The organism is Pseudoflavonifractor phocaeensis, assembly GCF_021531375.1.
Lineage (GTDB): Bacteria > Bacillota > Clostridia > Oscillospirales > Oscillospiraceae > Lawsonibacter > Lawsonibacter phocaeensis_B.
The window spans coordinates 15,170-27,896 of sequence record NZ_JADYTU010000028.1; the positions used below are offsets into that span (position 1 = coordinate 15,170).

General features: G+C 61.1%; 13 protein-coding genes. 6 read left to right on the plus strand and 7 right to left on the minus strand.

What is annotated here, in order from left to right:
- From gyrB to dnaA, 7 genes are all read right to left on the minus strand, one after another.
- Positions 1-1,947, minus strand: a complete 1,947-nt coding sequence (gene gyrB / locus I6E39_RS09105; protein WP_235381279.1) for a DNA topoisomerase (ATP-hydrolyzing) subunit B — start codon at positions 1,945-1,947, stop codon at positions 1-3.
- A gap of 122 nt (positions 1,948-2,069) precedes the next feature.
- Entirely contained in the window at positions 2,070-2,489 is a 420-nt protein-coding gene (locus I6E39_RS09110; RefSeq protein ID WP_235381280.1) for a PH domain-containing protein, read from the minus strand.
- Between the two features lie 51 nt (positions 2,490-2,540).
- Entirely contained in the window at positions 2,541-2,804 is a 264-nt protein-coding gene (remB, locus tag I6E39_RS09115) for an extracellular matrix regulator RemB (protein WP_235381281.1), read from the minus strand.
- Positions 2,805-2,816: 12 nt separating this feature from the next.
- Complete coding sequence (gene recF / locus I6E39_RS09120; RefSeq protein WP_235381282.1) at positions 2,817-3,920, minus strand: DNA replication/repair protein RecF; 1,104 nt, start codon at positions 3,918-3,920, stop codon at positions 2,817-2,819.
- Positions 3,917-4,132, minus strand: a complete 216-nt coding sequence (locus tag I6E39_RS09125) for an RNA-binding S4 domain-containing protein (protein ID WP_235381283.1) — start codon at positions 4,130-4,132, stop codon at positions 3,917-3,919. The genes recF and I6E39_RS09125 overlap by 4 nt, the downstream gene beginning before the upstream one ends.
- A gap of 175 nt (positions 4,133-4,307) precedes the next feature.
- On the minus strand, positions 4,308-5,414 hold the full coding sequence (dnaN, locus tag I6E39_RS09130) for a DNA polymerase III subunit beta (RefSeq protein ID WP_235381284.1): 1,107 nt from the start codon (positions 5,412-5,414) through the stop codon (positions 4,308-4,310).
- Between the two features lie 743 nt (positions 5,415-6,157).
- On the minus strand, positions 6,158-7,471 hold the full coding sequence (gene dnaA, locus I6E39_RS09135; protein ID WP_235381285.1) for a chromosomal replication initiator protein DnaA: 1,314 nt from the start codon (positions 7,469-7,471) through the stop codon (positions 6,158-6,160).
- 481 nt (positions 7,472-7,952) lie between these two features.
- Here dnaA and rpmH point away from each other — a divergent pair, with 481 nt between their 5' ends.
- From rpmH to I6E39_RS09165, 6 genes are all read left to right on the plus strand, one after another.
- The gene (gene rpmH, locus I6E39_RS09140) at positions 7,953-8,087 is read left to right on the plus strand and encodes a 50S ribosomal protein L34 (protein ID WP_235381286.1); all 135 of its coding nucleotides are present in this window, start codon (positions 7,953-7,955) and stop codon (positions 8,085-8,087) included.
- A gap of 178 nt (positions 8,088-8,265) precedes the next feature.
- The gene (gene rnpA / locus I6E39_RS09145) at positions 8,266-8,607 is read left to right on the plus strand and encodes a ribonuclease P protein component (protein ID WP_235381287.1); all 342 of its coding nucleotides are present in this window, start codon (positions 8,266-8,268) and stop codon (positions 8,605-8,607) included.
- Between the two features lie 9 nt (positions 8,608-8,616).
- Positions 8,617-8,835, plus strand: coding sequence for a membrane protein insertion efficiency factor YidD (yidD, locus tag I6E39_RS09150; protein WP_235381288.1), 219 nt, complete (start codon positions 8,617-8,619; stop codon positions 8,833-8,835).
- A 45-nt stretch (positions 8,836-8,880) separates the two neighbouring features.
- Entirely contained in the window at positions 8,881-10,371 is a 1,491-nt protein-coding gene (locus I6E39_RS09155) for a YidC/Oxa1 family membrane protein insertase (RefSeq protein WP_235381289.1), read from the plus strand.
- A 2-nt stretch (positions 10,372-10,373) separates the two neighbouring features.
- The gene (jag, locus tag I6E39_RS09160) at positions 10,374-11,381 is read left to right on the plus strand and encodes an RNA-binding cell elongation regulator Jag/EloR (protein ID WP_235381290.1); all 1,008 of its coding nucleotides are present in this window, start codon (positions 10,374-10,376) and stop codon (positions 11,379-11,381) included.
- A 251-nt stretch (positions 11,382-11,632) separates the two neighbouring features.
- A partial coding sequence (locus I6E39_RS09165; RefSeq protein WP_235381291.1) for an aminotransferase class I/II-fold pyridoxal phosphate-dependent enzyme occupies positions 11,633-12,727 on the plus strand: 1,095 nt, incomplete at its 3' end.

Below are 12,727 nucleotides of genomic sequence, written 5' to 3' on the forward strand. Positions count from 1 at the left end.
TTAGTAGTCCAGATTCATGGCCCTGCCGGCGTTCATCTCGATATACTCCCGGCGGGGCTCCACCTTCTCGCCCATAAGAAGGGTGAAGATCTCGTCCGCCCGGACGGCGTCGGCCATGGTGATCCGCTTCAGGGTGCGGGTCTCGGGGTTCATGGTGGTCTCCCACAGCTCATGGGGGTCCATCTCGCCCAGGCCCTTGAAGCGGCTGATGTCGATTTTTACGTTGGGATTGCCGCCCCGCATCTCGGCGGAGATGGCGTCGCGCTCCTCATCGGAGAAGGCCACCCGCGTGGTCTTGCCCCGGACCAGCTTATACAGGGGGGGCACGGCGGCGTAGACATAGCCCTGGTCGATGAGGGGCCGCATGAAGCGGAAGAAGAAGGTGAGCAGCAGCGTCCGGATGTGGGCGCCGTCCACATCGGCATCGGCCATGATGACCACTTTATGATAGCGCAGCTTATCCTTGTCAAAGTCATCTCCCAAGCCGGCGCCCAGGGCAGTGATGACGGGGGTGAGCTTGTCGTTGCCGTATACCTTGTCCGCCCGGGCCTTCTCCACGTTGAGCATCTTGCCCCACAGGGGGAGGATAGCCTGGTACCGGGAGTCCCGGCCCTGCTTGGCGGAGCCGCCGGCGGAGTCGCCCTCGACGATGTAAATTTCAGTCAGGGCGGGGTCGCGCTCGTAGCAGTCGGCCAGCTTGCCGGGGAGGGTGGCCCCCTCCAGGGCGTTTTTCCGGCGGATGTTCTCCCGGGCGCGGCGGGCGGCCTCCCGGGCACGGTTGGCGGTGAGGGCCTTCTCCAGAATGGCCCGGCCCACGGCGGGGTTCTCCTCCAGGAAAACCTCCAGCTTTTCCGAGACGATGGCGTTGACCAGGGTGCGCATCTCGCTGTTGCCCAGCTTGGCCTTGGTCTGGCCCTCGAACTGGGCCTCGGTGAGCTTGACGGAGATGACCACCGTCAGACCCTCCCGGCAGTCCTCGCCGGAGACCTTGTCGTCGTCCTTGAGCAGCTTGATCTTCTTGCCGTAGTTGTTTAGCACGGTGGTGAGGGCGCGGCGGAAGCCCTCCTCGTGCATGCCGCCCTCGGGGGTGTGGACGTTGTTGGCAAAGGAGACCATGACCTCCTGGTAGCCGTCGTTGTACTGCATGGCCACCTCGGCCATGGAATCCTCCCTGGCTCCGGACATGTAGATCACGTCGTTGTGCAGGGGGTCCTTGTTCTTGTTGATGAAGGTGACGAACTCCCGGATGCCGCCCTCATAGCACATGTCGTCCTCTTTTTCCTGGCCAGGACGGAGGTCCACAGTCTGGATGCGCAGGCCGGCGTTGAGGAAGGCCTCCTCCCGCATCCGGGTGTGGAGGGTCTCGTAGTTATACTCCAGGGTGTCGAACATCTCCGGGTCGGGCTTGAAGGTGACGGTGGTGCCGGTGCGGTTGGTCTTGCCCACCACCTTCATTTCCTGGGTGATCTTGCCCCGGGCGAACTTCATCTCATAGATCTGGCCGTTTTTGTGGACCTGAACCTCCAGCCACTCGGACAGGGCGTTAACCACGCTGGCGCCCACGCCGTGGAGGCCGCCGGACACCTTGTACCCGCCGCCGCCGAACTTGCCGCCGGCGTGGAGGATGGTAAAGACCACCTCCAGAGCGGGCTTGCCCGTCTGGGGCTGAATATCCACGGGGATGCCGCGGCCGTTGTCGGTGACGGTGATGGTGTTGCCGGGATTGATGGTCACGGTGATGTCGGTGCAGTAGCCGGCCAGCGCCTCGTCGATGGAGTTATCCACGATCTCATACACCAGGTGGTGCAGGCCCGACTCGGACGTGGAGCCGATATACATGCCCGGGCGCTTGCGGACGGCCTCCAGACCCTCCAGGACCTGGATCTCCGACCCGCCGTATTCATGGTCCACCTGGGTGGAGTTCAATTCGTTCAGTTCTTCAGACATAGTGTACCTCCAAAAGGGTGAATGGAGGATGCTTCAAGGGGCATCCCCGAAAACCAAGGCAATCAGAGTCGGGTCGGAACCGTTCCGGCCCGGTTCTCCTTGCCCTGGGGCAAAATGAATGGTCACAGGGTCTCGTCGTCCATACCGTCGAGGGAGGCCGCGTCCATTTCCTCGGGGCAGTCGGTGTCCCCGCCGCCCATGACCTCCATGGTCCGCATCCGGCGCTTGTCCTTGGCCTGCTCCACGCTGCGGTGGATCAATTCCTTGACCTGCCTGGGGTGCTTGATATTTACCAGATCCAGATGGGGAAGGCTCTGGTCCGAGGAGATCACGCATACCGTCCCCACGCCGAAAATGCGCTGGGTCAGCTTCAGATTCAGCTGCAGATCCCGCACCCGGTAGAGCAGCACCTCGTCGGATTTGATGTTGAAAAAGCCCTTCTCACAGAAAAGCCGGTCCTCGCTGAGCCGGAATCGGGTAAAGGACAGGGGCAGGCCGAAATGACGCTTGCGGTCTTTCCACAGGTATTGGATCGGTTCCATATTGTGACCTCCTTGATCGCGTTTTGTCGAACAGGCGGGCAATAGCCGCCTTTACTCAAAGGAATTGCGCTCCACCCGGCCCAGCAGGGTGGAGGAGGACAGCTGGGAGATGTACACGGTGGGGGGCTGGTCCTCTCCGCCCACCACCACGAAGGACCGGGGCAGGTCGTCTCCCAGCCAGACCGCCCGGCCCTCGGCCTCGGCCCGTTCCAGAAATTCCCGGGTCTTATAGGCCCAGCTGGCGTTGTCCAAATCGAAAATGCCCAGGATCTCCTTGTGGGGGACCACAACGGATTGGCCTAAGTGCAGGTACATAGAATCTCCCCTTTATATCAGCCATCCGCCCTGGATATGGAAGGCTTTGCCCCCCTCCAGACCCTCCAGCTTCTCCTCCTCGCAGCAGGTGATGAAGATCTGTCCCCCCTGTATGCGGTTCAGGACGAAAGATTGCCGTTTTCCGTCCAACTCTGACAGCACATCGTCCAGCAGCAGCACCGGCCACTCTCCGGTCTCCTCCTGAAATATCTCCCGCTGGGCCAGCTTCAGGGACAAGGCGGCGGTGCGGGTCTGCCCCTGGGAGCCGTAGGTCTTGGCGGACACCCCGTTGACGTCCACAGTCAGATCGTCCTTGTGGGGTCCGGACAGGCACTGGCGGCAGTCCAGCTCCGCCTGACGGTGGGACTCCTGGTGATCCAGGAGCATGGGCAATATTTCCCGGGGCGGTCTCAGGGGATCGTCCACGGTGGACACTGTCTCGTACCCCAGCTCCATGGTCTCCCGGCCGCCGGAAAAGTCGGCGTGGATGGCGGGGGCGTGTTCTCTCAGCCGCTTGACGAAATGGGCCCGGTAGTGGATGACAATGGCTCCGGTCTGGGCCATTCTCAGATTAAAGTCGTCCAGAGTCTGGAGCAGGGAGGGGTTTTCCGGCCAGTCCCGCAGAATGCGGGTCTTGTGCTCATAGAGGCGGTTATATTCCGCCAGGGCCTGGGCGTACCGGGGCCGCAGCTGGCAGATGGCCCCGTCCAGGAATTTCCGCCTTGCCGCACCCCCCTCCCGGATGAGGTACAGGTCCTCGGGGCAGAACAGGACGGTGTTCAGAATGCCCGCCAGCTCCCCGGCGGTCTTGAGCCGCACCCCGTTGGAATAGAGCTGCCGTCCCCGGCCCCGGAGGAGCTTGGCCTCCAGGGTGAAGTCCCGGCCCCGGCTGACCACCTCGCCCTTGAGAAAGGCGGAGTCCACACCCATCTGGATCATCTCTTTGTCGTACCGCGCCCGGTGGGACCGTGCGGAGGAGAGGTAGGCGATGGCCTCCAGCAGGTTGGTCTTGCCCTGGGCGTTGTCCCCGTAGATCAGATTGACCCGGGGATCAAAGGCGGCTTCCAGGTGGACATAATTCCGAAAAAAGTCCAGCTCCAGCGACTTGACGATCATTGGACCACCAGTTCCAGCTCGTTGTCGATGGAGCAGCGGTCCCCGGGGCGCATTTTTTTGCCCCGCATGGTGCACACCTCGCCGTTGACGGACACCCGCCCCTCCTGAATGATGAGCTTGGCGTCGCCGCCCGTCTCCACAGCCCCGGCGAATTTCAGCAGGTCCTGGAGCTTGATGAATTCCGTATGGATCTTGATCTCATGTGATTCCATAAAAAACCTCGTTTCGTTGTGGATTCTTTTCTTGAAAGAAAAGAATCAAAAGAACTTTATACCAACTGATCTGCCAGTCATCTCTTCCAATAAAAGTGGAAGCAAAGCGCAGCTTTGCGATAAAATTTCTTTTTGATACTTTTTTTATAAAGAAAAAGTATCCACAACTATTATTTTAGTTTGCTTTCAGCCGCACGGGCAGCACCATATAGACGAACTTCTCCTCCCCCTCGGCGGGCAGGATGACGCAGGGGGCCACCCCGGAGGTAAACTCCAGCCGCAGCTTATCGGCGGGGGCGTATTTCAGAGCGTCCATCAGGTATTTATTGTTGAAGCCGATCTCCAGCCCCTGGCCGTCTCCCCGGATGGGGCACTGGTCGGCGGCGTCGCCGATGGCGGTCTTGGTGGTGATGGACACCAGACCGTCCCCAAAGACGCAGCGCAGGGGGGACTTGAGCTTTTCGCTGATAATGAGGGACACGCGGTCGATGGACGCGGCCAGAGCCCGGGTGTCGCACTCCACCTTGATGGAGTTGTTCCGGGGAATGGCGTTCTGATAGGGCAGGAACTCGCCCTCCAGCCGGCGGCAGACCAGGATGATCTCCCCGGTCTGGAACATGATGTGCCGGGCGCCCTGGGTGACGGTGATATCGTCCTCCCCGGCGCAGATTTTCTCCACCTCGCCCAGAGCAGAGCCGGGGACCACAAAGGAGAAGGCCTCTGCGCCCTTCTTTTCCGCCACCTGCTCCCGCCGCAGGGCCAGCCGGTAGCCATCCACCGACACCACGGTGAGGGTGTCTCCCGCCACGTCGAAAAGGGAGCCGGTGTGGACGGGGCGGCTCTCGTTGTCGCTGACGGCAAAGAGGGTCTGGGAGATCATGGAGCGCAGCACCGGCTGGGGCAGCGTGAGGCTGTTGACCTGGTCCACAGTGGGCAGCTCGGGGAACTCCTCGGGATCGGTGCCCAGGATGTTGAATTCGGAGAGGCCGCACTTGATGTTGACCATATATCCGTTGGAGGAAAATACCACCATGTCGTCGGGCATCTTGCGGACGATCTCGCCAAAGAGGCGGGCGGACAGGACCAGAGATCCCTGCTCCGTGATCTCCGAGGGGACGGTGGCCTGGATGCCTGTCTCCAGATTGTAGCCGGTCAGGCGCAGCTGGCCCCTCGCCTCGATGAGGATGCCCTCCATGGCGGGAATGGAGCTTTTGGCGGCCACCGCCCGGGAGGTGACGGCCACCGCCGCGGAGAGCAGGGCCTTCTCGCAGGAAAATTTCATGAGGATACCTCCAGTCTCTCTCTCCCCTTGGTGGGGAGAGGATAGGTTTGTTTTTTAGTAATAACAGCCGTAGGCGGAAAAAATGTGGAAAGTCGGGCTGAGCCTTAGAGCCACATGGGAAGAGAGGTCCACAGGGTCTGTGAAAAAAATCGGGACGTTTTCCACAGGGTTGTGGGAAGCGGTAAATTTTCCACAGAAGTCCACGAACATTCCACAATCAGGTGTGGAAAAGTAGAAGCATTGAGCCGTCGTAAACAGTGTACCTGGACCGAAGTGAGAAAGGGAAACCAGGCACCGCAAACGGAGCGGTTTGTGTTCCAAATCGGGGGGAAGGGGGGTGGCAATTCGGAGCTGTTGGCGGGCGGCCACACGGGGCCGCCCCTACGTCAGGGACCAGACCCATGGGCGGCCATCAGCACCCTGCGGCGCTATGCTTCTGTTCCGCTCGCCTCCGCGCTTCCCGTTGTCACGCTGCGGCTGTTCGCGACGCGGTCATAAGCCCCTGCGACTGCGGGCAAACCCGGTGCGGCCTTCGGCCTCCCTGGGCTTTGCCTATCCGCTTCGGGCCTTATGCCGCTGCTCACGACGCCTTAGCGCTTTTCATTGTCACGCTGCGGCGGCTGCGCGACGGGAAATAGCTTCTCCGACTCCGGGCGGACCCAGTACGGCCTTCAGCCTCCCTTGGGCTCCGCCCTGCGCTCCGGCGCTATTCCCCTGCTCCGCACGCCTCCGCGCTTCGCTTCTTATTCGTACCGGATATTGATATTGGCGGTGATGTCCTTGATGACCTCGCTCTTTTCCGGGTCGCTCTTGGCCAGGTCCTCGATGCGCTCGATGGAGTGCAGGACGGTGGTATGGTCCCGGCCGTCGAACTCCTTGCCGATCTCCTTCAGGGACAGGTTGGTCATCCGCCGGATCAGGTACATGGCGATCTGGCGGGCCAGGGAGATGTCCTTCGCCCGGCCCTGGCCCCGGAGGATGGCGGGTTCTATATTGTAATATTTGCAGACCTCGTCGATAATGACCTCGGCGGTGGGAACGATATCCGACTTGTCCTTGAACATGTCCTTGACTGCCCGGACCACCGTCTCCTTGTCCACGGTGTCTCCCATCAGGTCCTGATAGGCCATGATCTTGTTGACGGTGCCCTCGATCTGCCGCACGTTGGCGGTGATGTTCTCGGCGATGAGCTGGAGCAGGAACTCGGGCAGCTCCACCCCCATGCGGATGGCCTTGTTTTTGATGATGGCCATGCGGGTTTCATAGTCCGGGGGCTGAATATCGGCCAGCAGGCCCCATTCAAACCGGGTCTTCAGCCGATCGTCCAGACGGAGCAGTTCTTTGGGAGGACGGTCGGAGGTAAAGACGATCTGTTTTCTCAGCTCGTATAGGGTGTTGAAGGTATGGAACATCTCCTCCTGGGTGGAGTCCCGGCCGGCGATAAACTGGACGTCGTCCATGAGGAACACGTCGGCGCCGCGGTACTTCTCCCGGAACTCCTGGTTCCGGCCCTCCCGGATGGCCTGGATCAGCTCGTTGGTGAAGGTGTCGCCCTTGATATAGACCACCTTGTAGTCGGGATGGGTGTCGTGGATGGTGTGGGCAATGGCGTACAAAAGGTGGGTCTTGCCCAGACCCGACTCACCGTAGATGAACAGGGGGTTATAGCTCTGTCCCGGGTTGTCGGCCACCGCCCGGGCGGCGGCGTGGGCGAACTTATTGGAGGAGCCCACCACGAACCGCTCAAAGGTGTAATCCTCGGTGCCGGGGAGAAAGTTGCTCTTGGCAGGCTTCTGGTAGTTGTCCAGCTCCCCCTCGGTGAGGACAATCACGTCGAAATCGGCGGAAAACAGCTCGTACAGGGCCTTCTGGATGAAGTGGACGTACCGGGTGGCGATGATGTCCCGCTTGAAGCGGGTAGGGGAGTAGAGGACAAAGCGGTCCTCCTCCAGAGCCACGGGGGTCACGTCGTCGAACCAGGTATGGATGGTGGTGGCGGTCATCTCCGACTGCATCAGCTCCACCAGCTTGGTCCATATATCGGCGGCAGGGTTCATGGCAGAACCTCCTTCATGGTCTAAACTTTCAAAGCGCCTTCTCCCGCGGGGGAGAAGGCGTGTTGCTGCTGAACAAGTAAAGTGGAAAAGGCACCTTGATCAAACCCTGAAAAAAGTAGAATTCCCACCCATTTATTATACCAAAAACAGGGCCGCACCGCAAGGATTTGACCCTATTTTTTTATTTAAATGTGTATGATGCTTTCAAATAAATTGTGTGGTTTTTTGTAACCGGACACAAGATATTGAAACCAGCGGAAAAAATGAAAAAATTCTGAAGAAATGGACGAAAAAGATAGTTGACATCCCGGTATTTTATCGTCTATAATGAGCATTGCGTTCTCAAGGAGAAGGGGGCTTTGTGCCCTTTTTCCAGGAGGCACCGGCCGGAGCACCGGCCGGAAGGATGCAGACCGCAGCCCGGAGGGGCTGTTGTTGGGCCGGGAAAGCCGGCTTGAAATCTGATGAGGAGGTGTCCCCCATGCTTCGTACCTATCAGCCCAAGAAGCGCCAGCGTTCCAAGGAGCACGGCTTCCGCAAGCGTATGGCCACCGCGAATGGCCGCAAGGTGCTGGCCCGCCGCCGTGCCAAGGGCCGCGCTCGTCTGACCCACTGATGAAAGGGAGGGCCGTTGCCCTCGCTTCGTCAGAGCTTCGGACAAGATCGGATCGTTGAGATACGACGAGAGGACACAGTCGGTATAGATCGCGCAGAAGGGGCGTGGGAGCTTTTCCCCCGCCCCATACGCACATTCGGATATTTTTCCGAAAATCCCGGATCGAGGAGGCAGACGGATGAAGCATACCGTTGCTTTGAAGCAAAATCACGAATTCCGCCGCCTGTACAACAAGGGAAAGAGCGCGGTCTCCCCCTACTTTGCCGTCTACTGCCGCCAGACCCGCCGGCCTTACAGCCGGCTGGGCATCACCACGGGAGTAAAGCTGGGCAAGGCCGTCAAGCGCAACTTCGTCCGCCGCCGTATCCGGGAGCTTTACCGCACCAACGAGGACAAGCTCCTGCCGGGCTATGACATTGTGGTGGTGGCCCGGACCCGGGCCATCTACGGCCGGTACGCCGATCTAGAGCGCAGCTTTCTCCAGCTGATGAAAAAGCTGGGGATCCTGCCGCCTAAGTGAGGCCGTCCCATGAAACAGGTCCTGCTTTGGATGATCCGATTTTACCAGACGAACATTTCCCCCCTGCGCCCCCCCTGCTGCCGCTTTATTCCCACCTGCTCCCAGTATGCGCTGGAGGCGGTGGAGAAGTACGGCGTGTTCAAGGGGGGCTGGCTGGCCCTGCGGAGAATTCTGCGGTGCCACCCGTTCCACCGGCAGAAGTCCGTCCAGTATGACCCGGTCCCCTGACGCACGGCGCTCTGCCGCCCCATTTTGATTTGTGGAGGTAACAACGTGGGTATTATCCTGAAGCCCTTTGCCTGGCTGCTGCTGTTCTTCTATGAGCTGTTCAACAACTACGGCATTGCTCTGATCCTGTTTGGCATCGTCGTCAAACTGATCCTGTTCCCCGTCACCCTGAAGAGCAAAAAGAGCATGATCCAGACCACCATGCTGTCCGGCAAGATGCAGCAGCTGCAAAAGCAGTACGGCAAAGACCGGGAGCGCTATAATCTGGAAGTGCAGAAGCTCTACGAAAAGGAAAAAGTCAACCCCATGGGAGGATGCATGTGGTCCATGATCCCAATGGTGGTGCTCATCGCCCTATACGGCATCATCCGTGAGCCGCTGACCTACTTCATGAGCCTGACTACCGACCAGATCGCCCAGATCGCGGCCGCTCTGGATTGGCAGACCGTGGCCGTGGCCAACGGCTGGGTCGCGGAAAAGACCATGGCCGGTCTGGTGGAAAAGATGGCCTCCGGCGAGATCACTTCCGTGTTCCAGAACGGCGCCTACAACCAGATGTATCTGGCTTCCCTCATCAACCAGGATAACCTGGCCTCTCTCCAGGCCCTGGTGGGGGATAGCAAGCTGTTCGTCATGAACTTTTCCTTCCTGGGCCTGGACCTGTCCACCATCCCCAATTGGAGATTCTGGGCCGGCGGCGTGACTTGGAACTCCGTGGGCCTGTTCCTCATGGTCTTGGTGTCCACTGTGGTCTCCTTCCTGTCCATGAAGGTGTCCATGGCCACCAACCAGCTCAACCAGCAGGGCCAGAACGCGCAGATGGACAAGACCAACAAGATGATGATGTACACCATGCCCCTGATGTCCCTGTGGATCGGCTTCACCCTGCCCGCCGGCCTGTGCGTGTACTGGATCGCCCAGTATGTGGTCACCATGATCCAGGAGGTCATCTGCGCCAAGATGCTCAAGAAGGACTATGAGGCCGCCCGCATCGCCGCCGAAAAGCGGGAGCAGGAGGAGAAGGAAGAGGAGAAGCGCCGCAAGGAGGAGGCCCGTCTGGAGCGGGCCCGCCGCCTCGAGGAAGAGAAGCAGAACAAGGGCAAGAAAAAGAAGAACGCGCCCAAGAAGGACGTGGAACCCGACCAGGAGGGCGTCAACAAGGATGACAGCCGGGAGGGCATCCGCGCCTATGCCCGGGGCCGCGCCTATATCCCCGGCCGGTTCGGCGGCGTCACTCCCTATACCGACCCCAGCGAGCTGATGCAGGCCGAGGCTGAGGCCGCGGCTCAGAAGAAGAACAAGAAGAAGAGCAAGTCCGCCCCCGCGGAGGAGAAGAAGATGGAGGAGCAGACCGCCCCCGCCGTCCAGACCCCCGCCGAGGCCGCCCCTGTGGAGGCCGCTCCCGCCGAAACCGCGGAAGCCGCCCCTGCCCAGGAGCCGGTCCAGACCGAGACTGCCGCTGTGGAGACCGAAGAGGTCGAAGTGGAAGTGGAGCAGATCGAGGTGGAAGTGGACGAAAATAAGGAGGGTGTCTGACCATGATCAAGTGGATCGAAACCACTGGACGCTCTGAAGAGGATGCTATCGCCGCCGCTCTGTTCCAGCTGGGTCTGGAACGGGACGACGTGTCCGTGGAAGTGATCGAGCGTGCCAAGTCCGGCTTCCTGGGCTTCGGCAGCAACCCCGCCAAGGTGCGGGTCAGCTATGAGGAGGAGAACGGCGTACCCAAGGCCAAGACCCGCGACGAGTTCAAGATCGACGTCTTTGCCAAGGAGGAGCCCAAGCCCGTCCAGAAGCCCGCCCCCAAGGCTCCCGCCGCTCCTGTGGAGCAGAAGGCCCGTCCGGTGGAGGAGAAGCCCGCTGAGGCGGCCCCGGAGGCCCCCGCCGCCCCCGTGGAGGAGGAGACCATTCTGGCCGCCAAGCCCGGCTGGCAGCCTCCCAAGAAGAGCCAGCCCCGGCCCGAGCGCCGGGAGCAGCCCAGAAAGTCCCGTCCCGCCCAGCTTCAGGAGGGGGACGAGGTGCTCATCGGCGAAAGCCAGCGTCCCGCCCCCAAGGCGGTCACTCTGACCCCCGCCGGAGCCGACGACGAGAAGGCCCAGAAGATCGGCCAGTTCCTGACCGGCCTCATGGAGCATCTGGACGTCCAGGCTGAGCCGGAGATCTTTACCACCGACGAGGGCGGCTACAAGGTCATCCTCCAGGGCAAGGGCCTGGGCGCCATCATCGGCCGCCGGGGCGAGACCCTGGACGCCATTCAGCAGCTGACCAACTACTCCGTCAACCACGGCCAGTCCAAGCGGGTCCGCATCCATGTGGACGCCGAGGGCTACCGGGCCAAGCGGGAGGAGTCCCTCCAGCGCCTGGCCGTCAAGGTGGCGGGCAAGGTGGTCAAGTACCGCAAGAACATGACTCTGGAGCCTATGAACGCCTACGAGCGCCATGTGATCCACACGGCCCTCCAGGATTACCCCAACGTCACCACCTACTCCACCGGTGTGGAGCCCAACCGCCGTACCGTGGTGGCTTACGCTCCCGGTCAGAAATAAGAGGCGCTAATACTTCGTGAACAGGGCGCGGCGGGAGGAACATCCTCCCGCCGCGTTTTTCATGCGTTGTGTGAAAGGCCGTCTTTGATCCATTTTTGCTGCGCTCACCTTGGAGCAGTCCCGGCGGCGGTTTGTTTTTTTCCGCCGCGGGCAAAGAAACCTGTTCCGCGGAGGGAAATTCCCTTCAAAAACCATGTAACGTGATCGGAAACTGTACGGTTTTCCATCATCTCAATCTTCGGAGGTGTCCCATGCCCACCCCTCTTTATGACGTATTGCTGGCCTACGCCGCCCGGGACCCCGCCCGGTTCCACATGCCGGGGCACAAGGGGACGGATCTGCCCGCCCCGGAGCTGGCGGGATTGGCCTCCATCGACGTGACGGAGATCCCCGGCACCGGCAACCTGTACGAGGCGGGGGAGCCCTTTGACGCGGCCCAGCGGCTGTGGGCGGAGGTCTTTGGCTTTGACCACTGCCAGTTCCTCACCGGCGGCTCCACCATGGGCATCCACACGGGACTGACCCTCTTCTGCTCCCCGGGGGACCGGGTGCTGGTGGACCGGGGCTGCCACCGGGCGGTGTACAACGCCCTGGCCATGCTGGACCTGGAGCCCGTCTATTTGGAACGGCCCTGGCTGGACCGCCAAAACCTGGCGGGCCCATTTACCCGGTACGATGTGGAAAAAGCTTTGGCGGACCACCCGGATATTAAAACGGTTTGTATTACTTCACCTACTTATTCCGGTTTGTTGTCGGATATTGAGGGGATTTCCCGGGTGATCCACGCCCGGGGTGGAAAACTTTTTGTGGACGGAGCCCATGGGGCCCACCTGCCCTTTTTGGGTGTGGACGCCTTTGCCGGGGCTGACGGGGTGGTGGTGTCCGCCCACAAGACCCTCCCCGCCATGGGCCAGTCCGCTCTGCTGTTCACCAGAGGGGTGGACCCGGACCGGGTGCGGTGGGCCGCCTCCGTCTACGGCAGCTCCAGCCCCTCCTACCCCATGATGGCTTCCCTGGACCTGGCCCGCCAGTGGCTGCTGGACCACCCGGAGGAGTACCGCCGGGCGGCGGACCGGGTGGCGGAGCTGCGGAAGAAGTTCCCCAGTCTGGGGGAGGACCTGCCTCTGGACCCCTGCCGTCTCACCGTCAAGGTGAAGGACGGCCCCGCCTTTGCCCGGGCTCTGGAGCAACAGGACGTCTATCCGGAGATGGAGGACGGGGGCCACGTGGTATTCATCTGTACCGCCTCGGACAGTGAGGAAAATTTCCGCCGTCTGGAAGGAGCGTTGGAGGAGATGAGGGACCAAATGGGGGACTGCGAGCCCCTGCCCGCCCCCCCCCTGCCC

Excerpts from the sequence above, each read along its gene's own strand:
- gyrB (WP_235381279.1), bottom strand. The coding sequence starts at position 1,947 with ATGTCTGAAGAACTGAACGAATTGAACTCCACCCAGGTGGACCATGAA.
- I6E39_RS09110 (WP_235381280.1), bottom strand. The coding sequence starts at position 2,489 with ATGGAACCGATCCAATACCTGTGGAAAGACCGCAAGCGTCATTTCGGC.
- remB (WP_235381281.1), bottom strand. The coding sequence starts at position 2,804 with ATGTACCTGCACTTAGGCCAATCCGTTGTGGTCCCCCACAAGGAGATC.
- recF (WP_235381282.1), bottom strand. The coding sequence starts at position 3,920 with ATGATCGTCAAGTCGCTGGAGCTGGACTTTTTTCGGAATTATGTCCAC.
- I6E39_RS09125 (WP_235381283.1), bottom strand. The coding sequence starts at position 4,132 with ATGGAATCACATGAGATCAAGATCCATACGGAATTCATCAAGCTCCAG.
- dnaN (WP_235381284.1), bottom strand. The coding sequence starts at position 5,414 with ATGAAATTTTCCTGCGAGAAGGCCCTGCTCTCCGCGGCGGTGGCCGTC.
- dnaA (WP_235381285.1), bottom strand. The coding sequence starts at position 7,471 with ATGAACCCTGCCGCCGATATATGGACCAAGCTGGTGGAGCTGATGCAG.
- rpmH (WP_235381286.1), top strand. The coding sequence starts at position 7,953 with ATGCTTCGTACCTATCAGCCCAAGAAGCGCCAGCGTTCCAAGGAGCAC.
- rnpA (WP_235381287.1), top strand. The coding sequence starts at position 8,266 with ATGAAGCATACCGTTGCTTTGAAGCAAAATCACGAATTCCGCCGCCTG.
- yidD (WP_235381288.1), top strand. The coding sequence starts at position 8,617 with ATGAAACAGGTCCTGCTTTGGATGATCCGATTTTACCAGACGAACATT.
- jag (WP_235381290.1), top strand. The coding sequence starts at position 10,374 with ATGATCAAGTGGATCGAAACCACTGGACGCTCTGAAGAGGATGCTATC.